Source organism: Paraburkholderia youngii, from assembly GCF_013366925.1.
Taxonomy (GTDB): Bacteria; Pseudomonadota; Gammaproteobacteria; order Burkholderiales; family Burkholderiaceae; genus Paraburkholderia; species Paraburkholderia youngii.
Genome location: NZ_JAALDK010000001.1, coordinates 4,781,727 through 4,804,786, shown reverse-complemented (window position 1 = coordinate 4,804,786; position 23,060 = coordinate 4,781,727). Strand labels below are relative to the sequence as shown.

The window sequence follows — 23,060 nt, the reverse complement described above, 5'->3', positions numbered from 1 at the left end:
GCATCGGCGACAATAGCGGCTGTTCCGAACCGCATGGACCCTCGCACAACGATGACAGACACGACAGCGGCACCGCAGGCAGCCACCGCCCAACCGACCAATCGGGCAACGCAGGACACCACTTCATCGCGTGAGATCCGTTGGGGGATCGTCGGCACTGGCCGAATTGCGCGCCGCTTTGCGCAAGGTCTCGCCTTCGTGCCGCGCGCGCGGCTCGCCGCGCTGTGGTCGCGTCGCGTGGAACCGGCTCAGGCGTTCGCCGATGAATTCGGCGGTACCGTTTGCGACAGTTTCGATACGCTGCTCGCGAGCGGCATCGACGCGCTCTATATCGCGACGCTGCAGGACAGCCACGCCGACTATGCGATCGCCGCGTTGCAAGCCGGATTGCACGTGCTGTGCGAGAAACCCGCGTGTATCAATCGTGCGCAGCTCGAGCGCGTGCTCGAGACCGCGCGCGCTTCGCAACGGCTCTTCATGGAAGCGATGAAGCCGCCGTTCTATCCGCTTTACAGAAGGTTGCGCGAGCACCTCGCGGCCGATCCGATCGGCGAGGTCGGCCTCGTGCGCGCGGGCTGCTCAGTGCCGGGCGTGCCGGCCGATCATCCGTCGCTGTCGTTCGAGCATGCGGGCGGCGCGCTGCTCGATATCGGCATCTACGAGATGTTTCTTGCGGTGGATTGGCTCGGCGCCCCGCGCGACGTGCGGACCTTCGGCCGGCTCGGCGCCACCGGCGTGGATACGTTCGCGAGTCTGAACAGCCAGCACGAGCGCGGCGGCATCGCGCAGCTATTCTGCGGGCTCGATCTGCATGGCAAGGGCGATGCGCTGCTGATGGCCAAAGGCGGTCACGTGACGCTGCACGAGCCGTGGTGGAACCCGTCGCGCGCGACCATCCGTTACGCGGACGGCCGCGTCGTCGAACTCGACGAACCGTTCGAAGGCGGTGGTTTGAACTACGAGACCGCGCACTTTTGCGAGCTGATTCGCGCGGGTGTGCTGCAGAGTCCGCTGATGCCGCACGACACGTCGCGACAGATGATCGCGATGGCCGACGCGGCGCGCGCGGCGTTGGGGCTGAAGTTCGCTGGCGAATGAGCCGCGAGGGCAAAGAAAGGAGTGCGCGGCGCTCAGTGCCGCGTCGGTAGCGACAGCCGCCGCTCGTACCAGCGCTGCGCCCACTCGAGCACCTGGCACAGTACCCAGTACACGGCCGCGGCGGCCAGATAAAGCGGCAGCGGTTGGTAGGTCGACGCGATCATTTCCTGCGCGCTGCGCAGCAACTCGGTCACCGTGATCACGGACACGAGCGAGGTGTCCTTGACCAGGCTGATCAGGCTGTTCGACAGACTCGGCACCGCGATGCGCAGCGCCTGCGGCGCGATCACGTAGCGCAGCGTCTGGCGCCGCGACAGCCCAAGGCTGTACGACGCGAGCCACTGGCCCTGGTGAATGCCCAGAATCGCGCCGCGCATGCTCTCGGACAGATAGGCGGCGACGTTCGCCGACAGCGCGATTACGCCGGCCGGCGTCGGTTCGAGCGAAATGCCGAAGCTCGGCAGACCGTAGTAAATCACGAAGATCTGCACCAGCAGCGGCGTGCCGCGCATCACGCTCACATAAACGCGTGCGATCCAGTTCAGCGGCCGGCTGTGGCTGATCCCCATCAGTGCGAGCACGGCGCCGCCGATCAAGCCGAAGATCATCGACAGGATCGCGAACTTGATCGTCAGCAAGGCGCCTTGTGCGAGTACCGGCAGCGATTGGAGCAGCAGGGATGTGATGGACATGGGTAGTGTTCTTATTGACGCACAAAGCGCACATCATAAACTTTGGCGCGCGTTCAGGCGCGGGTCGCGCAATGCGGCTCGGGGTATACGTGACGCGCGGTTCGGGTCCAAGGCCCCGCGCGGGCCGCATAAACGCGAAGGGCGGCATCGTGATCGATGCCGCCCTTCGTTTGACTACACGGGTGTTACTTGATCGGCTTGCTGACGTCGATGCCGAACCATTTGTCCGAGATCTTCGTGAAGGTGCCGTCCGCTTCGAGCTGGGTCATCGCATCGTCGATCGCCTTTGCGAACTGCGGGTTGCCCTTCCGGAACGGAATGCCCGACGGGTTGCCCGGGCCGACGTTCGCGCCGGTGCGCAGCGGCAGGTTCGAGTTCTTCAGCAGGTACGCGAGCATCAGACGGTCGTTCAACGCCGCGTCGAGCCGGCCGGCGGCCAGGTCGCGCAGGTATTCGGGCGCGCCCGGATAGGTCTTCACGTCGATGCCGGGCACCGACTTCGCCATGTCCATGTAGTTCGTGCCGAGACCGACGCCGAGCTTCTTGCCCTTCAGGTCTTCGAGCGACGTGAACTGGCGCGTGTCGTCCTTGCGCTGGATCAGTTGCGCGGCCGAGTACGTGTACGCCGGCGAGAAGTCGAGGGTTTGCTTGCGCGCGTCGGTGATGCCGACCTGATTGACGATCACATCGAACTTGCCCGCCTGCAGACCGGCGATGATGCCGCTCCATTCGGTCGTGACGAACACCGGCTTCACGCCGAGCTTGGCCGCGACGGCCTTGGCGATGTCGACGTCATAGCCGACCAGCTCGCCCGACGGCGCTTTCGAGTTGAACGGCGGGAAGGTGCCTTCGAGACCGACGCGCAGCGTGCCGCGCTGCTTGACCTGGTCGAGCAGGTCTTCCGCGTGCGCGGCGACGGCGGTCAACGACGCGCCGATCAGCGCGGTGGCGAGGAGTTTCTTCAGCAGGCCAAATTTCATCGTGTTCCTTTGTACGTCTGACGTTTTGACGGTCGAGAGCATAGCAAACGAGACTATCGCAATCTAAATACCGTTTGTTTATGTCTATATGCACCGCGGGTGCGGATGCTTAGCGCAGCGCCTGCGCGCATTCGGCGACGAGCGCCGGACCGCGGTAGATGAAACCAGTATAAAGCTGCACCAGTGACGCGCCGGCCGCGAGCTTCGCTCGTGCGTCTTCCCCCGAGAAGATCCCGCCGACTCCGATGATCGGTACCGCCTCGCCGACTTCGGCGCGCAGCTTGCGGATCACTTCGTTCGACGCGTCGAATACCGGCTTGCCCGACAGGCCGCCGGCTTCGTCCGCATGCGGCATGCCGGTGACGGCAGCGCGCGACAGCGTCGTGTTGGTCGCGATTACGCCTTCGAATTGGTGGCGCAGCAAGGTGTCGGCGATCGACTTGATCTGCTCGTCGTCGAGGTCCGGAGCGATCTTGAGGGCGAGCGGCACCAGCTTGCCGTGCATGTCGGCGAGCCGTTGCTGCTTGTCCTTCAGCGCGGCGAGCAGCGCGTCGAGTTCGTCGGCGCCTTGCAGCTGGCGCAGGTTCTTCGTATTCGGCGACGAGATGTTGACCGTCACGTAGCTCGCGAACGGGTACACGCGCTCGAGGCAGTACAGGTAGTCTTCAGCGGCGCGCTCGATCGGCGTGTCGGCGTTCTTGCCGATGTTCAGACCGAGGATGCCGCGATAGCGCGCGGCCTGGACGTTCTTCACGAACTGGTCGACGCCGGCGTTGTTGAAGCCCATCCGGTTGATCACCGCGTTCGCTTGCGGCAGCCGGAACATGCGCGGGCGCGGATTGCCCGGCTGCGCGCGCGGCGTCACGGTGCCCACTTCGATGAAGCCGAAGCCGAGCGCCGCCAGACCGTCGATGCACGCGCCGTCCTTGTCGAGGCCGGCCGCGAGTCCGACCGGGTTGCGGAACGTGAGGCCCATCACGGTGCGCGGCGAATCCGGCACGCGCGCGGCGAGCGCGCCGGCGATGCCGGTGCGGCCGGCGGCGCCGAGCATGCGCAAAGTCAGATGGTGAGCGTCTTCCGCGTCCATGCGAAAGAGTTGGGCGCGAACGAGCGGATAAAGGGAACTGAACACGGGATGAAGCCGGACGGCCGGAAAATGGGAACCCGCTATTTTACCGGCTTTGGGCTTTGATGAGACTGTAGGGCGTTGCTGGCGGCGAGCAGGGCCCGGCGACGACTCGGCGGACGGCGCTTCGGCTACGGCCTGAGCGGACCGCGTCGTCCATGCATCGGCAGATCGACCGGCGGAAAGTCGATGCTGGCCGGATCGAGCACGCGCCACTCGCCGTCGATCAAGCCTTCGAGCGGCCGGAAATTCGCCTTGTACGCCATTTTCGGGCTTTCGCGAATCCAGTAGCCGAGATACACGTACGGCAGGTTCAGGCTGCGTGCCTGCTCGATCTGCCAGAAGATGTTGTACGTGCCGAAGCTCGCATGGGGCAGGCTCGGCTCGAAGAACGTGTAGACCGACGACAAGCCGTCGCCGAGGATATCGATCATGCTGATCATGCGCAGCGCGCCCTGTGCATCGGGGCGCGGATCGGGCCGTCCATCGGGACGCAGCGGCGCCGGCTCGCGAAACTCGACGAGCCGCGAGTTGATCCGGCTTTGCAGCAGGAACTGCTCGTACTGATCGCGGCTGTCGCGATCCATGCCGCCGCCTGCGTGGCGCGCCGACTGATAGCGCATATACAGCGCGTAATGCTCCTCGTCGTAATGCAGCGGCGCGACGGTCGCGATCAGCTCGCCGTGCTTTCTCCACACACGCCGCTGAGTGCGGTTCGGCTGAAAACGCTCGACCGGCACGCGCACCGGCACGCATGCGCGGCAGCCGTCGCAATACGGACGGTAGGTGAACACGCCCGAGCGCCGGAAGCCGGCCTTGACGAGATCCGTGTAGACGTCCGAATTGATCAGGTGACTGGGTGTGGCGACCTGCGAGCGCGCGATGCGGCCGTCCAGGTAACTGCAGGGATAGGGCGCCGTTGCATAAAATTGCAGCGCGGAAAGCGGCGAAAGAGGCAGCTCGTTGGGATGAGTCACGTTGGCAGCTCTCGAAGCGTCTCTGGTAATGCAAACCCGGCGCGCCTGGCGGTTGATGCCGCGATTCGATGGGCGGCGGACCCGGATTCGGCCTGATTTTTCCTACGCCGCGCGCACGAGGATTTCGAGCAGGGCGGTCTTGTCGAAGCGCCAAGGAATGGCCGGTGCACCGACAGACGCGCGAACATGCGCGACGAACGCCTTGCGCGCTATCTCGCGGCCGCCGAGCGACGCCAGATGCGACGTGTTCTGCTGGCAGTCTATCATTTCTATTTCGTGACGTCGCAAGTGGCCGACCAGCGCGGCCAGCGCCATTTTCGAGCCGTCGGTGACGTCGGTATACATCGATTCGCCGAAGAACATCCGGCCGAGCGACACGCCATACAAACCGCCTACGCGCTTGCCCTCGAACCACGTTTCGATGCTGTGCGCGTCGCCGAGGCGATGCAGCGACGAATAGGCTTCGACGACGTCGGCGGTGATCCACGTGCCGCGCTGGCCGCGGCGCGGCGCCTGCGCGCAGGCGCGCATCACGGCGGCGAAATCCTGATCGACGCGGATTTCCCACGCGTCGTCGCGCAACATCCGCTTGAGCGTCTTGCGCAGCGACGGCGACAGCTTGAACTCGGCGGGGCGCAGGATCATGCGCGGATCGGGACTCCACCACAACACGGGCTGGCCGTCCGAATACCACGGGAAAATGCCGCGCTGGTAAGCGTCGATCAGACGCGACGGCAGCAGATCGCCGCTTGCCGCGAGCAGACCGGGCGCGCCGCTCGCGGCGCCGAGCGCGCGCTCGACGGGCGGAAACGGATCGTCAGCTCCGAGCCAGGGAACCATGCGCGCCGCTCAACCTTCGCGCAGGGAGCGGAAGATGTCGCCGGTATGCAGGCCGAAACTGCCGGCCGCGCGGTCGGCGAAAAAAAAGCGCAGCGTCTGGCCGACGGTTGGAAACGCGATCTCGTCCCACGGAATCTCGTGCTCCTCGAACAGCTTCACTTCGAGACTTTCTTCGCCGGCGGCAATGTCGAGATCGAGCAGCCGCGCCATGTAAAACAGATGCACCTGATGCACGTGCGGCACGTTCAGCAGCGAAAACAGGTTCTGCACCTCGACGCGCGCGCCGGCTTCCTCGAGCGTTTCGCGCGAGGCAGCTTCGGCAGTCGTTTCTCCCATTTCCATGAAGCCGGCGGGCAGCGTCCAGTAACCGTAGCGCGGCTCGATCGCGCGGCGGCACAGCAGCACTTTGTCGTCCCACACGGGAACGGTGCCGACCACGTTACGCGGATTCTGATAATGCACGGTGCCGCAACTGCTGCATACGAAGCGCTCGCGATTGTCGCCCGGCGGAATGCTCAGACTGACGCCGTGGCCGCAGACAGAACAGAATTTCATTGGAAAGGGGACGAGAAAGGGTGATAGGAGTTTATCACCCGGGCGGGCGATTACTGAGGCGCCGGCGGGGACTGCGCGATGGGAGGTTCGATGCGGGGAGCGCCGCCGCGTCTGACACGCTTGACAGTCGATTTTCGAATGCGCTCGTCAGATCGTGGCCACAAAAACAAAAAAGGGTTACACGCCAATGCGTTGTAACCCTTCAATGATTTCGTTGTGGTTGCGGGGGTAGGATTTGAACCTACGACCTTCGGGTTATGAGCCCGACGAGCTGCCAGACTGCTCCACCCCGCGTCCGTCGAAGAAAAGATTATAGACCAGCCAGACAGACAGCGCAATAGCCATGTAAGGATTGGCTTCATTGCGCTTTGCGCCGCGACCGCTACGTCACCTATCGGAAAGGCTCCGGAAAGCCGCGCGCGGACGCTGCGCTAGAATTCAGATTCTCCACGCGGCTCGCTGGATCTTCACGACGGCGACCTCTTCGACTCTTCTTCCGACCCGTTCTGAACCCCATGGATATCGCTCACGATCTGCAGGTCATCGCTCTTCAGGAAAAGACCCTCGTGTTTCCCCGTTTCGATGCCGACCGTGCGTGGCAAGTCGGCGCGTATCTTCACGAGGTCGCGAAAGCGCGCGGCATTGGCGCCGCGATCGACGTGCGCACATTTGGCCAGCCGCTGTTCTTCAGCCTGCTCGACGGCGCGACGCCCGACAACGTCGACTGGGCGCGCCGCAAGGGCAACACGGTTGCACAATTTCGCCGTAGCTCGTACGCGATCGGTTTGAAAATGCAGCTCGCGGGTGCGACGCTCGCCGACAAGCACGGTCTGCCGGCCACCGAGTACGCATCGCACGGCGGCGCGTTTCCGCTGACGGTGGAAGGCGCGGGCGTGATCGGTTCGATCACGGTGTCCGGTCTGCCGCAGCGCGCCGATCATGAGCTCGTGGTCGAAGCGCTGTGCGCGCATCTGGGTCACGATTACGGCAAGCTCGCGCTCGCGAAAAGCTGACGCGATGCGCGTACCCCCGTATGCGCTGCTCGCGATCGCGATCGTCGCCGAGGTCATTTCGACTTCCGCGATGCAGGCCTCGGACGGTTTCTCGCGGCTGCTGCCGTCGATGGTCGTCGTGCTCGGCTACGGCGTCGCGTTCTATTGCCTGTCGCTGACGCTCAGGAGCATTCCGGTCGGCATCGTCTATGCGATCTGGTCCGGTGCCGGGATCGTGCTGATCACGCTGGTCGCGCTGGTGCTGTACCGGCAGGTACCCGACGTGCCGGCGATCATCGGGCTGGGATTGATCGTCGCTGGCGTCGCGGTGTTGAATCTCTTCTCGAAGATGCAGGCGCATTGAGCGCCCGCGCAAGCCGCCTCGGTTGCCGCACGGACCGTAAGTCGGCTTATTTGCAGCGCACGATCATCGAGCGGCCTTTCACATTCGCCGACGCCACGTTGGTGACGCTGCCGCCAGCGGTGCCACCCTCGTCGTTATCTTTCGACACGATGTCATAGCCGGTCGCGCCGCAGGCCTTACCCGCTTGCACGTAGCACGAGGCCCAGCTCGAGCCGGCGTTGGCGCCGCTGCAGTTGACCGCGAAGCCGGTCTGGCCGTTCGGCAGATTGATCAGCGTGGTCGTGTTCGACGACGCGCAGCCGCCGAGCCCCGCGGCGAGCAGCAGCGCGGCGGGCAATGCGGCCGTCAGCGACGCGCGACGCAAGAAGGCAAGCGCGGCGCTGGATCGGAGGCGGTGGAATCGGCCGGCGCGCCGCGGTTGCGTCGTGAAATGCATCGTGTTGTGTCCTTTCATTCAGATAGAGGTTGCGGCCGCGCTGGAGCCGGTCCGTGTGGAACACGCGGGCGCGCGCCAAGGCTCAGGTCGCTTCGACGGTGATGCCCGCCGCGCTGACGAGCCGCCGGGCTTCCGCGCCTTCTTCAGTGGCCGCGTCTTCCCAGATGCTGATCGCTTTTGGGATGTCGATCCCATGACTTTCGGCGTACTCGAACCAGCGGTTCGCTGCATCCGGCTCGGGCAGTTCGTGATTCTGCAGAAAATATTTTCCCATATTGCGCTCGCTGGCCTCGAAATGGTGTCGTCATAGTACCTTTTGACAGCATGGAGTATGCCGATCTGGACCGTTCGACCAGCGCGCGTGGCTGACGTGCGGCGCGGCCGTGGGGTGGGGCGAAAGTGGGGCTCGCGAGCGCGCAGAACTTATCGCGCTGTAACGCGCCTTATCGGAATGGGGCGGGGCGCCCGCACACCTCCGGTGCAGCGGCGCGCCGCATGCTGAAGCATCAAGGCGGCGCCGTCGCGACTGGCTCCAGCTCCGCAACCGCAACAGGAGGACGAAGATGGCTGAACGGGTCAGTGGCCCTTATCGCGGCTATTACATCAGCGCCACCGCGCGCCTCGTGCCGGGGGGCAGCACGTCGGGCGCGTCGGGCGAAGCGCACGCCAAAGCGGATGGTACTTACGTCGGCTCGGTTAGCCTCGCCGAAGCCGGCCCGGACGATCCGCATCGGATGGAAACGTTGCTCGAACTCGGCGACCGGCGACGCTTCAGTAGCGAAGAAGAGGCGCTCGCGTTCGTCGAACGGGCGGCGCGTGAATATGTCGACCGATTGCTGGATGGGCAGTGAGCGTGTCGGCGATTCCCGCACGATGCCCTGAAGCAGGCGCCCGCGCACGCTGGACCGTGATCCGGCGGCGCGGGTACCATAGCGGGACCCGCGCGGATCGGCGGCGCATAGCGGCTTTCCACGCGTGTTACGTTCCCGCCGCCACCTTTTGATGAGGCGACTATGGAAATCCGTTTTCCCGAAGACGCGCCTGCTTACCGTGACTCCAATCTGACCGTCGTGTTTTCAGCGCTGGTGGACGGTGAGCCGGTGCCGTGCGCGATCTCGGTGGAAGCGCTCGAGGATCATTTCGGCGCTTACAGCGAGGACCTCGACGGCTGGCTGCGTGCGTTCGATGCGGGCCGGCCGCGCATCGAGGCCGTTGCGCGTGAGCATTTGCAGATCAGCAACGGCACACCCGTGCTGCTCAAGAGTGGTCACTTTCCGCCAGGGCAGATGGCAGGCTGAGCGGAACTTTCCTTCCACCAACGCATCGTCAACGCGTTGCCGCTAATTCACGCCATGCGCCGGCACTGCCTCGCGCGCCGCTTCGAAGCACCGCCTGATCCCTTCCTGATACGAAGTCTTGCTGAACGGCCCGATCAACGTCGCCAGCGCGGTATCGTCGAGCACGATCGGCTCGGTCAACAGATAGTTCATCTCGACCAGTTCGCGCATCAGCGGATTGAACAGCCCGAGCACGCGCAGCATGCCCTTGCCGGCCACCATCAGCTTCGGCTCGCGGCCCGCGAGCGCGTAGGCCTCGTGCGCCACTTCGCGCTGCGTGATCGTGCCGACGCCGCCGAGATGCCACCAGCGGCCGTAAGCCTCGGGTGTGCGCGTGAGTCGTTCGACCACGGGGCCGACATCCGGCAGAAAGATGAATTCGTGCGGCACGTCGATGGGACCGAGCACCTGTGCGCGCTTACCGGTAGCGGCGCCAACGAAGACACCATGCAACAGGCTGCGCTCAACCCCCGGTCCGTAGAAATCGGGCAGCCGCAATACCAGCGTTTCGAGACCATTCCGGCCATGCGCGGCCAGCACGAGCTTTTCCTGTTCGAGCCGCATGCGGCCCTTGAACGTGTGCGGCTCGCGCGGATGATCTTCGCGAATCGGATTGCCATGCGCGCGGCCATACGGATACACGGTGCCGATCAGAATGAAGCGCTCGACGCCGGCGGCCGTCACGCCAGCCAGCGTTTTCTCCATCAACGGCGGGTGCTGCGCGAACTGGTCGTAGGGCACGCCGACGAGATAGATCACGGTTTGCAGACCGGCGGCCGCGGCGCGAATCGAGGCGGGGTCGTCGGGGTTCCAGGTGACGATCTCAGCGTGCGGATCGTCACCGAAGCAGCGTTGCAATGCCTCGCGCGAGCGGCCGACCACCCGATAATCGCGGCCCGCCGCACCAAGCGCCGCGGCAATGCTTTGACCCGCTGCGCCTGCGGCACCGAATAAACCGACCTTTCCCTTGGCTTGCATGACGACTCCTTCAGATGGCGGCGCGACCTCGTCGCGTGTGCACGTGGCGACTCAGTTTGACCGATGAAAATGTACTGAACACTGTTCAGTAAACAGCGTTCAGTTTAATTTGACTTTTCAGTTTGTCAACCTGAAAATTGCGAGTCATGGGAATCGCTGAACGAAAACACCGCCAGAAACAGGCGCTGCGCGAACGCATCCTCGATGCCGCGCGGCGCATCGTCGTGCGCGAGGGCTTTGCCGCGCTGTCGATGCGCAAGATCGCCGACGCGATCGAATATTCGCCCGCCACGTTGTATCTGCATTTCGCGAGTCGCGACGACATCGCGCGGGCCTTGTGCGAGGAGGGTTACGCGCAGTTGCTCGCGACCTTCGTGCCGCTCGTGCAGATCGCAGATCCCGCCGAACGGCTGAAGGCGCTCGGGCGCGCGTACGTCGCGTTTGGCGTTCAGCATCCGGAAACGTACCGGCTGATTTTCATGGAGGATCCGAGCTATACGGGCGCGGCGCTCGGTGGCGCGGCGGCGGGCGCAGGCAAAGACGGCGGCAACGGGGACGATGCAAGCGCGAACGCCGGGACCGGAGGTTCAACCGCGTCCCGAAGCAACGCCGACGACGACCCCGGCGACGCCGCGCTGCACATCATGATCGACGCGCTCGACGAGTTGCGAGCAGCGGGGCGTCTGTCGGCGTCGGTCGCATCGATGGAGTCGGCCGTGTGGGCCGAGGCGTTGTGGGCGAGTCTGCACGGCATCGTCGCGTTGAATCTCACGTGTCCGGTGTTTCCGAGTGCGCCGCTCGAGACGCTCGTCGGCGTAACGCTCGACGCTTGGCTCGGCGCGCCGCAGCCCGTGGCAGCGGGAGCATCGAAGAGCGCCGCAGTGCGCGGCAAGAAAACCGTCGCGCGGCGCCACTCCGAGCCTGCCGACTCCACGGACCCGGCTCCCGAGCCCGCCACCAAACGCAAAGCGGCAGGCCCGTGATAACGTTCAGTTCCACGTCAACCCGCGCCGCCACGCCCAGCTTTCCATGCCCACGTCCGCCTCGCCCGCCACTAGCGACGAAATCGCGACCCACGTAACCAACCGCATCGGTTTCATCGAACTGGAGCGGCCGAAAGCGCTGAATGCGCTGTCGACGAGCATGATTCGCGCAATCCACACGGCGCTCGACCAGTGGCGCGACGACCCCGAGGTGCTGGCCGTCGTCGTGCGCAGCCGGCATGAGCGCGCGTTCTGCGCGGGCGGCGACATCCGCTTCATGTACGAGGCGGCGCAACGCGGCGACCAGCAGGCCCGCGACACATTCTTCAGCGAGGAATACCGGCTCAATCACGCGATCTTCGTGTATCCGAAACCGTATATCGCGTTGATGAACGGCATCGTGATGGGCGGCGGCATGGGCATTTCGCAGGGCGCGCATCGCACCGGCGGCCTGCGCGTCGTCACGCAATCGACGAAGATGGCGATGCCCGAAACGCGTATCGGCCTCTTTCCGGACGTCGGTGCGAGCTGGTTTCTCGCGCGCACGCCCGGCGCGCTCGGCCGCTATCTGGCGGTGACGGGCGAGACGATCGGCGCGGCCGACGCGTTGTACGCGGGCCTCGCCGATGTCTACATCGACGACGCGGCGTTGCCCGCGCTCGTCGCTACGTTGAGCCGCGAACCGTTCGAGCGCGGCGCGGATGTGGTTGCGTGCGTCGAGCGCGAAACGCTCGCCTATCAGGTCGCGCCGCAGCCCGAGGAGAGCGCGCTCGCGAAGGCGCGCACGTTGATCGACCGGCATTTCGCGCAGCCCGACGTCGCGCGGATACTCGCGTCGCTCGAACAGGAGCGCGAGCGCGGCGGCGACGCGGCGGAGTGGGCCGAGCGGACGATCGCGGTGCTGCGCGAGCGCTCGCCGCTGTCGATGGCGGTCTCGCTCGAAGTGGTCACGCGCGCGGAAGGGTCGATGGCCGACGTGCTGCGTGTCGATCTCGATCTGACACGTTCGAGCTTCCTGCTCGGAGACACGGTGGAAGGCATTCGCGCGCGCATCATCGACAAGGACAACGCGCCGCGCTGGCGTTTCGCGCGCATCGAGGACGTCAACCAGGCCGATGTGGAGAAGATGTTCGACAGTCCGTGGCCGGCGAACGAGCATCCGCTAGTCGCTCTGCGCGGGTGAACGTGCACTGACCGTGCACTGAACGCGCCGCCTCGCGAACCCGTCCGCGAAAATCTACGCGTTGCGCGTATTCACGCGCGACGCGCTCATTCCTCGGCCTCGCTCGCCATGAACGCGCGCATGAACACGAGCGCGCCCCAGCCCCACATCGCGTTCGCCGCGAAGCCCACCGCGAGGCGCGGCAGCATGTTGCCGCTCGGCCAGATGCCGCGCAGCGGATCGACGACGAACACGCTCGCCGCCGTCAGCACGATGCCGCCGAACACGAACGCCGGTACCCACGGCGCGTGCCGATGCGGCGCGACGCGCAGCAGCCAGGCCATCAGCACGGCCCAGCACGCGCTCCAGATTGCGTTCGCGATGAATTCAGGCAGGCCTAGCGGCAAAAACGGCGCGGTCGAAAAACCGGTGGGGTCGATCATGCCGGCGGCGTGCATCAGCGCCAGCGTCGATTCGCGGAAGAACAAGGAAGCCAGAAAACCGGCGACGAACGGCAGAATTATTTTGTGCATGCATTGCACCGGCAACGTACTGGCGACGCGAATCGCAACGCCTGTACCGGGTGATTGGAAACGAGCGCCATTATATCGATCGAGGTGCGGCGGCCGCGGCCGCGTGTGTAAAGCGCAACAACCGTATGCGGTAGCGCCGGGCTAATCACGAAAGCGGAATTCCTAAGCTAAAAAAAATCGTTCAAAAGCCGCGGACCGCTCCATAGACTGTTTCCTCATGCAGACGGCGCTGGTGTCGCCGTCATCCGTTAAATCGAGCGCACCACGCGCACGTTGGTCCAGGAAAACCGTCGCAATGTCGAGCCTCATGCCGAATCTCCGTTGCCGCAGGGCCCGCGTGCGGTCGTGTTCGCGGTGTCGTCCGCCCGGCGCATAGGCTTTCAGCGCTTTTGCCGGTGGCCTGAGTCCACCGTCCGTTTCGCAATCCTTCAGCACGTCGCAGCGCCTTGCCGGTTGCCGGCTCGATGCGCGCGGCCGGCGCTCGCGCCCACCGTTTTCTTTCAAGAGCAGGCAGGAGCAACAACATGAATGTGTTCTGGTTCATTCCGACTCACGGCGACAGCCGCTATCTCGGTACGTCCCAAGGCGCACGCGCAGCCGATTACGACTACTTCCGGCAGATCGCCGTCGCCGCCGATACGCTCGGCTACGAGGGCGTGCTGCTGCCGACCGGCCGCTCGTGCGAGGACGCCTGGGTCGTCGCGTCGAGCCTGATTCCCGCGACCCAGCGGCTCAAGTTCCTCGTCGCGATTCGCCCGGGACTGTCGTCGCCGGGGCTCGCCGCACGCATGGCGGCGACGTTCGACCGGCTGTCGAACGGGCGGCTGCTGATCAACGTGGTGACGGGCGGCGACGCGGCCGAACTGGCCGGCGACGGCGTATTCGTCGATCACGACACGCGCTACGAAATCACCGACGAATTCCTGCATATCTGGCGCCAGCTGCTTACGGCTTCGCACAGCAACGAAGCGATCGATTTCGACGGCGAGCATCTGCAATCGAAAGGCGGCAAGGCGCTGTATCCGCCGGTGCAGAACCCGCATCCGCCGCTGTGGTTCGGCGGCTCGTCGGCGGCCGCGCACGATATCGCGGCCGAGCACATCGACACCTATCTGACGTGGGGCGAGCCGCCCGAAGCGGTCGCAAAGAAAATCGCCGACATTCGCGCACGCGCCGCGGCACGCGGCCGGCAGATCCGCTTCGGCATCCGTCTGCACGTGATCGTGCGTGAGACCGAGGAAGAAGCGTGGGCCGCCGCTGACAAGCTGATCAGCAAGCTCGACGACGACACGGTCGCGCGTGCGCAGGCGTCGTTCGCGAAGATGGATTCGGAAGGCCAGCGCCGCATGGCCGCGCTGCACGGTGGCAAACGCGGCGGGCGCGAACAGCTCGAGGTCTATCCGAATCTGTGGGCGGGCGTCGGGCTCGTGCGCGGCGGCGCGGGCACTGCGCTGGTCGGTAGTCCGGAGCAGGTGGCCGCGCGTATGAAGGAGTATGCGGCACTCGGCATCGAGACGTTCATCCTGTCCGGCTATCCGCATCTCGAGGAATCGTACCGCTTCGCCGAACTCGTGTTTCCGCTGCTGCCGCAACGCTTCAGCAAGGTCGCCAACGGGCCGCTGTCGGGGCCGTTCGGCGAAATCGTCGGCACCAGCGATCTGCCGAAGGCGGCGAGCGCGAGCTGAGTGAGCGCGAAGCGAGGGCGCGCGGTCTGCGCGATTCCTGCACGACGATCTCGACCGGCAAGGAGAAAAGCCAACATGAGTGACACTGCTTTGAAGGCGGCTACGGGAGCAACCCCGCAGCCCGCGTCCACCACGCGCGCTGACGTGTTGCGCCGCTTCGGCGCGCACCTGGTGCCGTGGCTCGCGCCCATCGCGATCCTGCTCGCGTGGGAAATCGCCGCGCGCAGCGGTGCGCTGTCGACACGCGTGCTGCCCGAGCCGCTCGCAGTCGTGAAGGCGGCCTGGTCGCTGATCCAGTCCGGCGAAATGTGGGCGGACGTGAGGGTCAGCACGTGGCGCGCGGTGTCGGGCTTCGCAATCGGCGGCGGAATCGGTCTCGTGCTCGGACTGGCGACGGGTTTGTTCAAGACCGCGGAAATCGTGCTCGATTCGACCGTGCAGATGATCCGCAACATCCCCGCGCTCGCGATGATTCCGCTCGTGATCCTGTGGTTCGGCATCGAGGAACAAGCGAAGGTGTTCCTCGTGGCGCTCGGCGTGTTCTTTCCGGTCTATGTGAACACGTTCCACGGCATCCGTTCGGTCGATGCGAACCTGATCGAGATGGCGCGCAGTTATGGCGTCAAAGGTTTCGCGCTGTACCGCCACGTAATCCTGCCGGGCGCGCTGCCGTCGATTCTGGTCGGCGTGCGCTTCGCGTTCGGCCTGATGTGGGTCACGCTGATCGTCGCCGAGACGATTTCCGCGCAATCGGGCATCGGCTACATGACGATGAATGCGCGCGAATTCCTGCAAACCGATGTGGTGGTGGTCGGCATTCTGCTGTACGCGGCGCTCGGCAAGCTCGCGGACATGCTCGCGAAGAGCCTCGAGCGCGTGTCGCTGCGCTGGCATCCGGCCTATCAGCGAGGAGCAAAAGCATGAGCGCAACGACACTAGCGACGACCTTCGGCGGCATCGCGGGCAGCGACCTCGAGACCGAGCTCGCGCAGCCGCGGCTCGCGGATCACGACGCGAACGAGGCCGCGGAGATCGAGCGGGACGGGGCGGCCGGCTTGCAACCCGCCATTGCACTGGCCCGTAGCGACGCGCGCCCCGCAAGCGACTACGCGGTGCAATTGCGCGGCGTCGGCAAACGCTATGGCGAGCGCGAGGTGCTGTCGGGCTTCGATCTGTCGATCGAGCGCGGCAGCTTCGTCGCGATCGTCGGCCGCAGCGGCTGCGGCAAGTCGACGTTGCTGCGACTCGTCGCTGGTCTCGAAGAAGCCAGCTGGGGCGTGCTCGAAAAACGCGCCGGCAATGGCGGTCCGCTCGACACCCGCATCATGTTTCAGGATGCACGTCTTCTGCCGTGGAAAAGCGTGCTGCAGAACGTGATGCTCGGCCTCGGCCGCGGCCGGGGTGCGCGCGACGATGCGCGCGCGGTGCTCGCCGAAGTCGGCCTGCTCGAACGCGCGAACGACTGGCCCGCGCAACTCTCGGGCGGTCAGCGGCAGCGCGTCGCGCTAGCGCGCGCCCTCGTGCATCGTCCGCAATTGCTGCTGCTCGACGAGCCGCTCGGCGCGCTCGATGCGTTGACGCGCATCGAAATGCACACGCTGATCGAACGGCTGTGGCGCGAGCATCGCTTCACCGCGCTGCTCGTCACGCACGACGTGCACGAAGCCGTCGCGCTCGGCGACCGGATTTTGCTGATCGAGGAGGGCCGCATCGCGCTCGATCAGCCGGTCGCGCTTGCGCGGCCGCGGGCGCGGGCGTCGGCGGGCTTCGCCGCGCTCGAAGATCACGTGTTGCAACGCGTACTCAAAAACGCGCCGAACGACGACACGCTCGCGCATCGCGCGTACGAGCCCTATGACCCGTATGGCTTGCCGGAACCGGGCCGTCTGACGCGGCCGACCGAAGTGCGCTGGGCCGTCTGAGCTTTCCAGCAAATCGATCCCATCTGATCCATTCCGTTATCAACCGCTTCTGTGGAGTTATCTGAAATGAGCATTTCCGCCATCAACGTGCGCAATCAATTCAAAGGCAAGGTCAAGGAAATCATTCGCGGCTCGGTGGTGTCCGAAGTCGACGTGGAGACGCCGTTCGGCATCGTCACGTCGGTGATCACGACGCGCTCGGTCGACGAACTCGAACTGAAAGTCGGCTCGGAGGTGGTTGCGCTCGTGAAGTCGACCGAGGTGTCGATTGCGCGGCTTTGACGAGGCTTTGACGACGTTGCGCTAGCGCGAGCGGCGTGCGCAGCGGCTACTTCGCGTTTGCGCTGCTTGCTGGCGGCTCGTGCGACATGTGGTCGTTGGTCGGCTTCGTCGGTCGCTTGATCGGCATGTTGTCCGGGTTGCTCGAACCTCCGGCGCCCGATGCCGCCTCGGGCGGTTTGGCCATCGGCGCATGGCTGTCCGGCGGTGCGCTGGACCCCGTCTGCGCGACGGCGTTCGCGCCGCTCGCGAGCAGCGCCGCCAGCGCTGCAGCAGTGGCCGTAAGGGTGGCCCAATTGACTCGCTTCATGTCGTTCTCCTTCGATGTCGCGCGTCGGCTGTAGACACGCGGCTGTATGCACCATTCACTAGTAGCAGACTGTGTTCCGGGGCCGCTGCGGGCGCGCACGCCTGCATCCGCCGATGAAACTTGCTACGATGAATTGACCATTCCGACGGAGACGGCCATGTCGAAGTCCTTGAGTCCCGAAGCGGTCGAAGCGTTGCGGCGTCTGAACGACGTCGGCGTCGGACAGACGGCGCCCGAAGTCGCGCAGTCCGTCGCGGCGGAGTTGCTGGCATGCGACCTCGTCGCCGAAGCGGGCAGCGGTGGGGTCGAAATCAACTGCAACGGCCGGCAGTATCTTTCCGGCGACTGCAATTGATCCGCTGATCGGCGGCCGGCCGCGCGGCCGGGGTGAAGAGCGAGGCGGCGCGTCGCGGGTGAGTCGCGCGCGTTCGTTTGCCCGCGATCAGCGAAACCACGGAGACGAACATGGAGCCGAAGGGCGTCGACATGGGCGACTATCAGGCGCGTTATGGCGACTATGACATCGAGGTGGCGGTCGAACAGGTGCTGACCGGCGTCAAGGCGCATTTCCGGGTGCTGCGCGACGATTCGACGGTGGTCGACTGGCAGCTCGTGCATATCGATAGCTTGTGGTCCACCGAGCATGCGGCCGCCCAGACGGCTTTCAGTGCGGCGCGCGAGTTGATCGATGCGGGGCTGGCCAGCTAATGGCGGATAGTCGCGACGGAACGGTGCCGGGCGCACTACAGCCGGCGTAAACGCAACTGGGCGCCGGCATCGATACTGCATGCGCGGCGCCCAGTTTGATCGCTGCCTGCAGAGGCAGCGGATCCGACGGTACTGCTACTGCTGGCGGCTTAGTGACCGAAGTACACCGATTGCGGGCCCGACTTGGACTCGCTGCGCGAGCCCGATTGGGTCGACACGCTATTCACGCCACCGTACGCATTCGATTGCGCGTTGGCGCGTTCAGCAGCGACGGTCTCGGCGTTCTGGCCTTGTTGTGAAGCCGGCGCGCCAACCGACGGACGATAGTACGGCGCCGGACCATAGCCGCTTGCGAAAGCGGGAGCGGCGATCGAGGCGGAAGCGGCAACCAGCAGGGCGGCGATAAACTTGGTCTTCATGGTAGGACTCCGATAACGTTTCGACTGCATTTCAGGAAGATGTTGCAGGAGCCAGTGAACCAGGTGTCTGCAACGTCGATGGAAGGCAGTGTATACCCCTACTATCGAGAATTTGTGCCGATAATCTGAAATTACTATTCCCGATGAGGAAACAATCGTTCAGACGTAAGCGCGGCAAGCCAGAGCGGTGATCCGGCCCTGCTGGCCAAGCGGTTTTTGAGAATAGGAAGGAGGCGGGAAGGGGTGATGCGGGCCGGAAGACCGCGCATTCTTCATGGAAAACGCAGAAGGCCGCCAGCAAAACGAAAACGGCGTTGTGATTGCTCACAACGCCGTTTGCTTGAATTCTTTGGGGTGGCTGATGGGACTCGAACCCACGACGACAGGAATCACAATCCTGGACTCTACCAACTGAGCTACAGCCACCACTAACATCCGCTTGACTTGCTTTAAAAACCTGTCTCGCCGACGAAGAAACGAGATTATAGGGACTAGATCTGGCTTTGCCTAGTCCTTTATTCAAAAATTTCGAGGGGCTCGCGCAGATGCTGTCTCGCTTCGTCGAAGATGGTCAGATCGCGGGCCGCAAGCCGCTTGCTGTCGGACAAAACTCGACGCCAACCGCGCGCGCCAGCTTCGCCGCGATACAGCCCGAGCGCATGGCGTGTGATCGCGCCGAGATAGGTGCCGCGCGCCATTTCGGTCGCGCAATACTCGATCAGTTTCGCTTCGACCTGATCGCGCGTCAGCGGCGCATGCGTTGCCCCATAGAAGCGCGCGTCGACATCGGCGAGCAAGTACGGGTTGTGATACGCCTCGCGCCCGAGCATCACGCCGTCGACGTGCTGAAGATGCGTGTCGACTTCGTCGAGCGTCTTGATGCCGCCATTGATGATGATCTCCAACTGCGGAAAATCGCGCTTCAGCTGATACGCGTAGTCGTACTTGAGCGGCGGAATCTCGCGGTTTTCCTTCGGGCTCAAGCCCTTCAGGATCGCGTTGCGCGCATGAACGATGAACACGTCGCAGCCGGCTTGCGCGATCGTGCCGACGAAATCGCGGACGAAGCCGTATTCCTCGACCGTATCGACGCCGATGCGGTGTTTGACCGTGACCGGCACCGATACGACGTCGCGCATCGCCTTCACGCAATCGGCGACGAGTTGCGGCTCGTTCATCAGGCATGCGCCGAACGCGCCGCGTTGCACGCGCTCGGACGGGCAGCCGCAATTCAGGTTGATTTCGTCATAGCCCCATTGCTCGCCGAGCTTTGCCGAACGCGCGAGATCGTCGGGCTCGCTGCCGCCGAGTTGCAGCGCGACCGGCGCTTCGTCGGGCGTGAACGCGAGATGGCGCGGCACGTCGCCGTGCAGCAGCGCACCGGTCGTCACCATTTCCGTGTAAAGCCACGTATGGCGCGAAATCATTCGATGCAGCGAGCGGCAATGACGATCCGTCCAGTCCATCATCGGGGCGACGGACACGCGGCGGGGGCTGGGAGTGCGGGGTAAAGACATGGAACGGCCGAGCGGGCTTGAATCAAAACGATAATTTTACCGCAAGGCCAGAAAGCGCCGGGCGCGCTGAGGCCGTGTCACTGTCGCGACGGAGGCGGGCACCGATTCGTCGATGCATCAAGGCCTCAATGCCTGAATGCCTCAGTGTCCATGTCCCCCCATCCCGCCACCGCCGGTCCACGCGCTGCCGCCGCCGTGCATGCCGCCGAATCCGCCCCCGTGCCATCCGCCGCGACCGTGCCAATGCCATCCGCCGCGACCGTGCCAATAGCCATGGCCGTAATAGCAGCACGGCCCGCCAAAACCGCCGTAGAAACCAATCGAGCCGTACACCGGCCCGTAGTAAGGCGGTCCGTACGCGTAGGGATAATAGGGTTGCGCATAGCCGTAGTCCGCTGGCGGCGCGACGGCGCATCCAGTGATGCTCGCTGCCACGGCCGCTAGCAGCGTCATCGATGCAATGAGCCTGGTCACGATTTTCTCCTTCACGTAAACCTCAGAAAAACCGCGCGCAACGGAGTTCGGCCGCGTTTGTGTCCGAGCGTTACCAGCGTCGGCGCGGTGCTGTGCGCTCGAGGCTTCGACTGTGCGAGCCGTTGCCGCGACGCTCGACCTTTCCGCCGATCTTCTCGCGTCTTACCGAGCGGCGCTGCGGTAACACTTCGTTAACCATTCGAAACGTTACTCAAGGGCATCGCTGCAAATTTCCGTCGGACGATTCGTCTTTTGAGTCGCAAGCGATGCGACGCAGACGATCCGCTGCGGATCGACGTCGAGATGCTGAACAAAGCGGGCGCGGCGCAGTGGAGTGCTCTCGGCGCGGACTATCTGTCACCGCGCCTACGATCAGTTGATGGCCCACTAACGGCGCGTTCTTCCCCCGGGCATGAGGCTCGAGATCGAATACGAGGAACTGGTCGACGATTTCGAACCGAACGTGCGTCGCATGCTCGCGCATCGCGGACTCGAGTGGGACGAACGTTGCCTCCTCCCATTTCACGAGACGACGCGGCCTGTGAGTGCCGCGAGTTCTGCGCAGGTGCGCCGGCCGTTGTATCGCACGTCGATGCGGCGTTGGCAGCCGCGACGCGAATTGCTCGAACAGCTATGGGAAGGCTTCGGTCCCGAGCTGGCGGCGGCGGGCGCTCAATGCGCGATCACCGACACATGATGCAGCCACGGGTACACGCCGGCAATGAACGCCGCGTAGATCGCCGCCATCGTCACGCCGGCGGCCGTGCCCCACACGTCTCGCGAGGCCGCGCCCTGGCGGAAATGCACGGGTAGTCCGACCACGACGTAGCCGATCACGAAGAACAGGATGACCGCATGCACCGGCGACAGATCGTGACCGATGAAGTCGAGCAACGCGGACAGATTGAATTGCGACATGGACATACAGGCAGTCACGAAGGCGGGGGGATCGCACGGCGCCGGAACACAAGAAACAGTGGAGTGAACGACGACTGAACCACTTCACTATCGACGTTCCACAGCGCGACGACCTAAGCCGATTAAAGGCCATGCAATCGCGATCCGCAAGGAAAAAACCTGTCTGAATTCGGACTGCCCGACATTGCTTGCGGCCTGCCTGCGCCGCGACTTTCGGCGGGCTTGGCAACGCTTTCACGGAGACGGTCTCAACGCTCGTTGGGCTTCGGTTTGCGCAAGGGATCGAGCAGCGGTTTCAAACCGTTGTGATCGATCTCGTGCATCAACGCGAGCAGCCGGCCGATCTCGCCGGGCGGAAAGCCCTGGCTCGCGAACCAGTTCAAATAGTGGCCGGGCAGGTCGGCGATCACGCGGCCTTTATATTTCCCGTAGGGCATCACGCGCGTGACCAGCAATTCGAGGTGTTCGTGATTCATGGCAACGAAGTCATGATGAAGCGCGCCTCATGAGCGCAAAGCGTGTACTACGCAAATCGCCAGGCGGCGCGCAGCAACGCATGGCCCCGCATTCTAGCCTTGCTGCAGGTAATGCGCCGGCGTGGTAACGTCTGCGCTTTCCGTTCATCTCTTCAACAGGACAAGTTAGATGGAATACCGCAGACTCGGCGACTCCGACGTGCAGGTCAGCCTGATTGGTCTCGGCACGATGACGTGGGGCGAGCAGAACACCGAGCAGGAAGCGCACGCGCAGATCGACTACGCGCTCGATCACGGCGTGAACCTGATCGACACCGCCGAAATGTATCCGGTGCCGCCGCGCGCCGAAACGCAAGGTTCGACGGAGCGCTACATCGGCACGTGGCTCGCGCAGCACAAGAGCGCGCGCGAGAAGATCGTGCTCGCCACCAAGATCGCGGGTCCCGCGCGTCAGCCGCACAATCCGCGTCATATTCGCGGCGAAGGCAACCAGTTCGACCGCAAGAACCTGACCGAGGCGCTCAACGACAGCCTCAAACGTCTGCAAACGGACTACGTCGATCTGTATCAGCTGCATTGGCCCGATCGCAGCACGATGACCTTCGGCCGTCCGTCATATCCGTGGGTCGACGACGCGTACACGGTGCCGATCGAGGAAACGCTGACTGTGCTCGCCGAATTCGTGAAGGCTGGCAAGGTGCGCCATGTCGGCGTGTCGAACGAAACGCCGTGGGGTGTCGCGCAGTTTCTGCGCGCGGCCGAAAAGCTCGGCTTGCCACGCATCGTCAGCATCCAGAATCCGTACAGCCTGTTGAACCGCACGTACGAAGCGGGTCTGTCCGAGTACGCGCATCGCGACAACATCGGTCTGCTCGCGTACTCGCCGCTCGCGTTCGGCTGGCTGTCGGGCAAGTACGAAGGCGGCGCACGTCCGGTCGGCGCACGCATCACGCTGTTCGAGCGCTTCGCGCGCTACAGCAAGCCGCAAGCCGTTCAGGCCACCACCCGTTATGTCGAGCTCGCGAAGCGCCACGGCATGTCGCCCGCGCAATTCGCGCTCGCGTTCGTCAACAGCCGACCGTTCGTTACCAGCAATCTGATCGGCGCGACGTCGCTCGAGCAGTTGAAGGAAAACATCGCGAGCGCGGACGTCAAGCTGTCGCCGGAAGTGCTTGCGGAAATCGACAAGCTGCACGAGCTGCAGCCGAATCCCGCGCCTTGATGTCGGTGCCGCGGTAAGCGCGACGCGCTTGCCTCGGTCGCCCCGGTAGAATGCCGGGGCGGCCGCGGCAGGCACCG

General features: G+C 64.5%; 32 protein-coding genes and 2 tRNA genes. 15 read left to right on the top strand and 19 right to left on the bottom strand.

What is annotated here, in order from left to right; translation table 11 throughout:
* The first annotated feature begins 51 nt into the window (after positions 1-51).
* Positions 52-1,098: a Gfo/Idh/MocA family protein gene (locus G5S42_RS22070; protein WP_217709932.1), complete on the top strand. Its 1,047-nt coding sequence runs from the start codon at positions 52-54 to the stop codon at positions 1,096-1,098.
* A gap of 32 nt (positions 1,099-1,130) precedes the next feature.
* Here G5S42_RS22070 and G5S42_RS22065 read toward each other — a convergent pair whose 3' ends face one another.
* The 7 genes from G5S42_RS22065 to G5S42_RS22035 all read right to left on the bottom strand — a co-directional run bounded on the left by G5S42_RS22065 (position 1,131) and on the right by G5S42_RS22035 (position 6,562).
* Positions 1,131-1,790 (bottom strand): amino acid ABC transporter permease, encoded by a 660-nt coding sequence (locus G5S42_RS22065; RefSeq protein WP_176108727.1) that lies wholly within the window; start codon positions 1,788-1,790, stop codon positions 1,131-1,133.
* 185 nt (positions 1,791-1,975) lie between these two features.
* Complete coding sequence (locus G5S42_RS22060; RefSeq protein WP_176108726.1) at positions 1,976-2,770, bottom strand: cystine ABC transporter substrate-binding protein; 795 nt, start codon at positions 2,768-2,770, stop codon at positions 1,976-1,978.
* A gap of 109 nt (positions 2,771-2,879) precedes the next feature.
* Positions 2,880-3,902, bottom strand: coding sequence for a quinone-dependent dihydroorotate dehydrogenase (locus G5S42_RS22055; protein WP_176108725.1), 1,023 nt, complete (start codon positions 3,900-3,902; stop codon positions 2,880-2,882).
* Between the two features lie 125 nt (positions 3,903-4,027).
* Entirely contained in the window at positions 4,028-4,873 is an 846-nt protein-coding gene (locus G5S42_RS22050) for an arginyltransferase (protein WP_176108724.1), read from the bottom strand.
* Positions 4,874-4,975: 102 nt separating this feature from the next.
* Positions 4,976-5,713 carry a leucyl/phenylalanyl-tRNA--protein transferase gene (aat, locus tag G5S42_RS22045; protein ID WP_176108723.1) on the bottom strand — a complete coding sequence of 246 codons (738 nt, stop codon included), beginning with the start codon at positions 5,711-5,713 and terminating at the stop codon, positions 4,976-4,978.
* Positions 5,714-5,722: 9 nt separating this feature from the next.
* Entirely contained in the window at positions 5,723-6,268 is a 546-nt protein-coding gene (locus tag G5S42_RS22040) for an NUDIX hydrolase (RefSeq protein ID WP_018432136.1), read from the bottom strand.
* 217 nt (positions 6,269-6,485) lie between these two features.
* Positions 6,486-6,562 (bottom strand) — tRNA-Met (locus G5S42_RS22035).
* Between the two features lie 221 nt (positions 6,563-6,783).
* On the opposite strand from G5S42_RS22035, the gene G5S42_RS22030 reads away from it, so the two are divergent.
* Together G5S42_RS22030 and G5S42_RS22025 are read left to right on the top strand one after the other, a co-directional pair.
* Complete coding sequence (locus G5S42_RS22030; protein ID WP_176108722.1) at positions 6,784-7,281, top strand: heme-degrading domain-containing protein; 498 nt, start codon at positions 6,784-6,786, stop codon at positions 7,279-7,281.
* Positions 7,282-7,285: 4 nt separating this feature from the next.
* Entirely contained in the window at positions 7,286-7,624 is a 339-nt protein-coding gene (locus G5S42_RS22025; protein WP_176108721.1) for a DMT family transporter, read from the top strand.
* 46 nt (positions 7,625-7,670) lie between these two features.
* Here the strand turns inward: G5S42_RS22025 and G5S42_RS22020 are convergent, their stop codons facing one another.
* Together G5S42_RS22020 and G5S42_RS22015 are read right to left on the bottom strand one after the other, a co-directional pair.
* Positions 7,671-8,060 (bottom strand): hypothetical protein, encoded by a 390-nt coding sequence (locus tag G5S42_RS22020; protein ID WP_176108720.1) that lies wholly within the window; start codon positions 8,058-8,060, stop codon positions 7,671-7,673.
* Between the two features lie 82 nt (positions 8,061-8,142).
* Complete coding sequence (locus G5S42_RS22015; RefSeq protein WP_176108719.1) at positions 8,143-8,334, bottom strand: hypothetical protein; 192 nt, start codon at positions 8,332-8,334, stop codon at positions 8,143-8,145.
* Positions 8,335-8,623: 289 nt separating this feature from the next.
* Between G5S42_RS22015 and G5S42_RS22010 the strand changes: the two genes are divergently transcribed.
* Positions 8,624-8,911, top strand: coding sequence for a hypothetical protein (locus tag G5S42_RS22010; protein WP_176108718.1), 288 nt, complete (start codon positions 8,624-8,626; stop codon positions 8,909-8,911).
* A gap of 162 nt (positions 8,912-9,073) precedes the next feature.
* Positions 9,074-9,358: a DUF1488 family protein gene (locus tag G5S42_RS22005; RefSeq protein WP_013089272.1), complete on the top strand. Its 285-nt coding sequence runs from the start codon at positions 9,074-9,076 to the stop codon at positions 9,356-9,358.
* A 42-nt stretch (positions 9,359-9,400) separates the two neighbouring features.
* On the opposite strand, the gene G5S42_RS22000 is transcribed toward G5S42_RS22005, so the two are convergent.
* Positions 9,401-10,375 (bottom strand): NAD-dependent epimerase/dehydratase family protein, encoded by a 975-nt coding sequence (locus tag G5S42_RS22000; protein WP_176108717.1) that lies wholly within the window; start codon positions 10,373-10,375, stop codon positions 9,401-9,403.
* A 146-nt stretch (positions 10,376-10,521) separates the two neighbouring features.
* Here G5S42_RS22000 and G5S42_RS21995 point away from each other — a divergent pair, with 146 nt between their 5' ends.
* Both G5S42_RS21995 and G5S42_RS21990 read left to right on the top strand, forming a co-directional pair.
* A complete protein-coding gene (locus G5S42_RS21995) occupies positions 10,522-11,358 on the top strand; it encodes a TetR/AcrR family transcriptional regulator (RefSeq protein ID WP_176108716.1) in 837 nt (278 codons plus the stop codon).
* 46 nt (positions 11,359-11,404) lie between these two features.
* A complete protein-coding gene (locus G5S42_RS21990; protein ID WP_176108715.1) occupies positions 11,405-12,541 on the top strand; it encodes an enoyl-CoA hydratase/isomerase family protein in 1,137 nt (378 codons plus the stop codon).
* A gap of 86 nt (positions 12,542-12,627) precedes the next feature.
* Here the strand turns inward: G5S42_RS21990 and G5S42_RS21985 are convergent, their stop codons facing one another.
* Entirely contained in the window at positions 12,628-13,053 is a 426-nt protein-coding gene (locus tag G5S42_RS21985) for a hypothetical protein (RefSeq protein ID WP_176108714.1), read from the bottom strand.
* 162 nt (positions 13,054-13,215) lie between these two features.
* Positions 13,216-13,362: a hypothetical protein gene (locus tag G5S42_RS43840; RefSeq protein ID WP_217709931.1), complete on the bottom strand. Its 147-nt coding sequence runs from the start codon at positions 13,360-13,362 to the stop codon at positions 13,216-13,218.
* A gap of 215 nt (positions 13,363-13,577) precedes the next feature.
* Here G5S42_RS43840 and ssuD point away from each other — a divergent pair, with 215 nt between their 5' ends.
* From ssuD to G5S42_RS21960, 4 genes are all read left to right on the top strand, one after another.
* Positions 13,578-14,738 (top strand): FMNH2-dependent alkanesulfonate monooxygenase, encoded by a 1,161-nt coding sequence (gene ssuD / locus G5S42_RS21975; RefSeq protein ID WP_176108712.1) that lies wholly within the window; start codon positions 13,578-13,580, stop codon positions 14,736-14,738.
* A 75-nt stretch (positions 14,739-14,813) separates the two neighbouring features.
* On the top strand, positions 14,814-15,662 hold the full coding sequence (gene ssuC, locus G5S42_RS21970) for an aliphatic sulfonate ABC transporter permease SsuC (protein WP_176108711.1): 849 nt from the start codon (positions 14,814-14,816) through the stop codon (positions 15,660-15,662).
* The gene (locus tag G5S42_RS21965) at positions 15,659-16,660 is read left to right on the top strand and encodes an ATP-binding cassette domain-containing protein (protein ID WP_176108710.1); all 1,002 of its coding nucleotides are present in this window, start codon (positions 15,659-15,661) and stop codon (positions 16,658-16,660) included. The genes ssuC and G5S42_RS21965 overlap by 4 nt, the downstream gene beginning before the upstream one ends.
* Positions 16,661-16,726: 66 nt before the next feature.
* Positions 16,727-16,942 (top strand): TOBE domain-containing protein, encoded by a 216-nt coding sequence (locus G5S42_RS21960; RefSeq protein ID WP_008922916.1) that lies wholly within the window; start codon positions 16,727-16,729, stop codon positions 16,940-16,942.
* A gap of 46 nt (positions 16,943-16,988) precedes the next feature.
* On the opposite strand, the gene G5S42_RS21955 is transcribed toward G5S42_RS21960, so the two are convergent.
* The gene (locus G5S42_RS21955; protein ID WP_176108709.1) at positions 16,989-17,249 is read right to left on the bottom strand and encodes a hypothetical protein; all 261 of its coding nucleotides are present in this window, start codon (positions 17,247-17,249) and stop codon (positions 16,989-16,991) included.
* A 157-nt stretch (positions 17,250-17,406) separates the two neighbouring features.
* Here G5S42_RS21955 and G5S42_RS21950 point away from each other — a divergent pair, with 157 nt between their 5' ends.
* Both G5S42_RS21950 and G5S42_RS21945 read left to right on the top strand, forming a co-directional pair.
* Positions 17,407-17,604 carry a hypothetical protein gene (locus tag G5S42_RS21950; RefSeq protein WP_013089281.1) on the top strand — a complete coding sequence of 66 codons (198 nt, stop codon included), beginning with the start codon at positions 17,407-17,409 and terminating at the stop codon, positions 17,602-17,604.
* A gap of 110 nt (positions 17,605-17,714) precedes the next feature.
* On the top strand, positions 17,715-17,957 hold the full coding sequence (locus G5S42_RS21945) for a DUF6566 family protein (protein WP_176108708.1): 243 nt from the start codon (positions 17,715-17,717) through the stop codon (positions 17,955-17,957).
* A gap of 149 nt (positions 17,958-18,106) precedes the next feature.
* On the opposite strand, the gene G5S42_RS21940 is transcribed toward G5S42_RS21945, so the two are convergent.
* From G5S42_RS21940 to G5S42_RS21925, 4 genes are all read right to left on the bottom strand, one after another.
* Positions 18,107-18,376 carry a hypothetical protein gene (locus G5S42_RS21940; RefSeq protein ID WP_176108707.1) on the bottom strand — a complete coding sequence of 90 codons (270 nt, stop codon included), beginning with the start codon at positions 18,374-18,376 and terminating at the stop codon, positions 18,107-18,109.
* A gap of 350 nt (positions 18,377-18,726) precedes the next feature.
* A tRNA-His gene (locus G5S42_RS21935) sits at positions 18,727-18,802 on the bottom strand.
* An 89-nt stretch (positions 18,803-18,891) separates the two neighbouring features.
* Positions 18,892-19,893, bottom strand: a complete 1,002-nt coding sequence (gene dusA, locus G5S42_RS21930) for a tRNA dihydrouridine(20/20a) synthase DusA (RefSeq protein WP_176108706.1) — start codon at positions 19,891-19,893, stop codon at positions 18,892-18,894.
* Between the two features lie 141 nt (positions 19,894-20,034).
* On the bottom strand, positions 20,035-20,367 hold the full coding sequence (locus G5S42_RS21925) for a hypothetical protein (protein ID WP_176108705.1): 333 nt from the start codon (positions 20,365-20,367) through the stop codon (positions 20,035-20,037).
* 412 nt (positions 20,368-20,779) lie between these two features.
* On the opposite strand from G5S42_RS21925, the gene G5S42_RS21920 reads away from it, so the two are divergent.
* Positions 20,780-21,064 carry a hypothetical protein gene (locus tag G5S42_RS21920; protein WP_176108704.1) on the top strand — a complete coding sequence of 95 codons (285 nt, stop codon included), beginning with the start codon at positions 20,780-20,782 and terminating at the stop codon, positions 21,062-21,064.
* On the opposite strand, the gene G5S42_RS21915 is transcribed toward G5S42_RS21920, so the two are convergent.
* Together G5S42_RS21915 and G5S42_RS21910 are read right to left on the bottom strand one after the other, a co-directional pair.
* Positions 21,040-21,285 (bottom strand): hypothetical protein, encoded by a 246-nt coding sequence (locus tag G5S42_RS21915; protein ID WP_176110588.1) that lies wholly within the window; start codon positions 21,283-21,285, stop codon positions 21,040-21,042. The genes G5S42_RS21920 and G5S42_RS21915 overlap by 25 nt on opposite strands.
* 248 nt (positions 21,286-21,533) lie before the next feature.
* The gene (locus G5S42_RS21910; RefSeq protein ID WP_176108703.1) at positions 21,534-21,761 is read right to left on the bottom strand and encodes a DUF3820 family protein; all 228 of its coding nucleotides are present in this window, start codon (positions 21,759-21,761) and stop codon (positions 21,534-21,536) included.
* Positions 21,762-21,930: 169 nt separating this feature from the next.
* Between G5S42_RS21910 and G5S42_RS21905 the strand changes: the two genes are divergently transcribed.
* Entirely contained in the window at positions 21,931-22,983 is a 1,053-nt protein-coding gene (locus G5S42_RS21905; protein ID WP_176108702.1) for an NADP(H)-dependent aldo-keto reductase, read from the top strand.
* Positions 22,984-23,060: the final 77 nt, after the last annotated feature.

Coding starts and splice junctions, on each gene's coding strand:
- G5S42_RS22025 (WP_176108721.1), top strand. CDS start 7,286: ATGCGCGTACCCCCGTATGCGCTGCTCGCGATCGCGATCGTCGCCGAG.
- aat (WP_176108723.1), bottom strand. CDS start 5,713: ATGGTTCCCTGGCTCGGAGCTGACGATCCGTTTCCGCCCGTCGAGCGC.
- G5S42_RS21940 (WP_176108707.1), bottom strand. CDS start 18,376: ATGAAGACCAAGTTTATCGCCGCCCTGCTGGTTGCCGCTTCCGCCTCG.
- G5S42_RS43840 (WP_217709931.1), bottom strand. CDS start 13,362: ATGAGGCTCGACATTGCGACGGTTTTCCTGGACCAACGTGCGCGTGGT.
- G5S42_RS22020 (WP_176108720.1), bottom strand. CDS start 8,060: ATGCATTTCACGACGCAACCGCGGCGCGCCGGCCGATTCCACCGCCTC.
- G5S42_RS22065 (WP_176108727.1), bottom strand. CDS start 1,790: ATGTCCATCACATCCCTGCTGCTCCAATCGCTGCCGGTACTCGCACAA.
- G5S42_RS22040 (WP_018432136.1), bottom strand. CDS start 6,268: ATGAAATTCTGTTCTGTCTGCGGCCACGGCGTCAGTCTGAGCATTCCG.
- G5S42_RS22005 (WP_013089272.1), top strand. CDS start 9,074: ATGGAAATCCGTTTTCCCGAAGACGCGCCTGCTTACCGTGACTCCAAT.
- G5S42_RS21990 (WP_176108715.1), top strand. CDS start 11,405: ATGCCCACGTCCGCCTCGCCCGCCACTAGCGACGAAATCGCGACCCAC.
- ssuC (WP_176108711.1), top strand. CDS start 14,814: ATGAGTGACACTGCTTTGAAGGCGGCTACGGGAGCAACCCCGCAGCCC.
- G5S42_RS22000 (WP_176108717.1), bottom strand. CDS start 10,375: ATGCAAGCCAAGGGAAAGGTCGGTTTATTCGGTGCCGCAGGCGCAGCG.
- ssuD (WP_176108712.1), top strand. CDS start 13,578: ATGAATGTGTTCTGGTTCATTCCGACTCACGGCGACAGCCGCTATCTC.
- G5S42_RS21910 (WP_176108703.1), bottom strand. CDS start 21,761: ATGAATCACGAACACCTCGAATTGCTGGTCACGCGCGTGATGCCCTAC.
- G5S42_RS22015 (WP_176108719.1), bottom strand. CDS start 8,334: ATGGGAAAATATTTTCTGCAGAATCACGAACTGCCCGAGCCGGATGCA.
- G5S42_RS21985 (WP_176108714.1), bottom strand. CDS start 13,053: ATGCACAAAATAATTCTGCCGTTCGTCGCCGGTTTTCTGGCTTCCTTG.
- G5S42_RS21920 (WP_176108704.1), top strand. CDS start 20,780: ATGAGGCTCGAGATCGAATACGAGGAACTGGTCGACGATTTCGAACCG.
- G5S42_RS21960 (WP_008922916.1), top strand. CDS start 16,727: ATGAGCATTTCCGCCATCAACGTGCGCAATCAATTCAAAGGCAAGGTC.
- G5S42_RS21955 (WP_176108709.1), bottom strand. CDS start 17,249: ATGAAGCGAGTCAATTGGGCCACCCTTACGGCCACTGCTGCAGCGCTG.
- G5S42_RS21995 (WP_176108716.1), top strand. CDS start 10,522: ATGGGAATCGCTGAACGAAAACACCGCCAGAAACAGGCGCTGCGCGAA.
- G5S42_RS21945 (WP_176108708.1), top strand. CDS start 17,715: ATGGAGCCGAAGGGCGTCGACATGGGCGACTATCAGGCGCGTTATGGC.
- G5S42_RS21965 (WP_176108710.1), top strand. CDS start 15,659: ATGAGCGCAACGACACTAGCGACGACCTTCGGCGGCATCGCGGGCAGC.
- dusA (WP_176108706.1), bottom strand. CDS start 19,893: ATGTCTTTACCCCGCACTCCCAGCCCCCGCCGCGTGTCCGTCGCCCCG.
- G5S42_RS21905 (WP_176108702.1), top strand. CDS start 21,931: ATGGAATACCGCAGACTCGGCGACTCCGACGTGCAGGTCAGCCTGATT.
- G5S42_RS22070 (WP_217709932.1), top strand. CDS start 52: ATGACAGACACGACAGCGGCACCGCAGGCAGCCACCGCCCAACCGACC.
- G5S42_RS22030 (WP_176108722.1), top strand. CDS start 6,784: ATGGATATCGCTCACGATCTGCAGGTCATCGCTCTTCAGGAAAAGACC.
- G5S42_RS21950 (WP_013089281.1), top strand. CDS start 17,407: ATGTCGAAGTCCTTGAGTCCCGAAGCGGTCGAAGCGTTGCGGCGTCTG.
- G5S42_RS22010 (WP_176108718.1), top strand. CDS start 8,624: ATGGCTGAACGGGTCAGTGGCCCTTATCGCGGCTATTACATCAGCGCC.
- G5S42_RS21915 (WP_176110588.1), bottom strand. CDS start 21,285: ATGTCGCAATTCAATCTGTCCGCGTTGCTCGACTTCATCGGTCACGAT.
- G5S42_RS22060 (WP_176108726.1), bottom strand. CDS start 2,770: ATGAAATTTGGCCTGCTGAAGAAACTCCTCGCCACCGCGCTGATCGGC.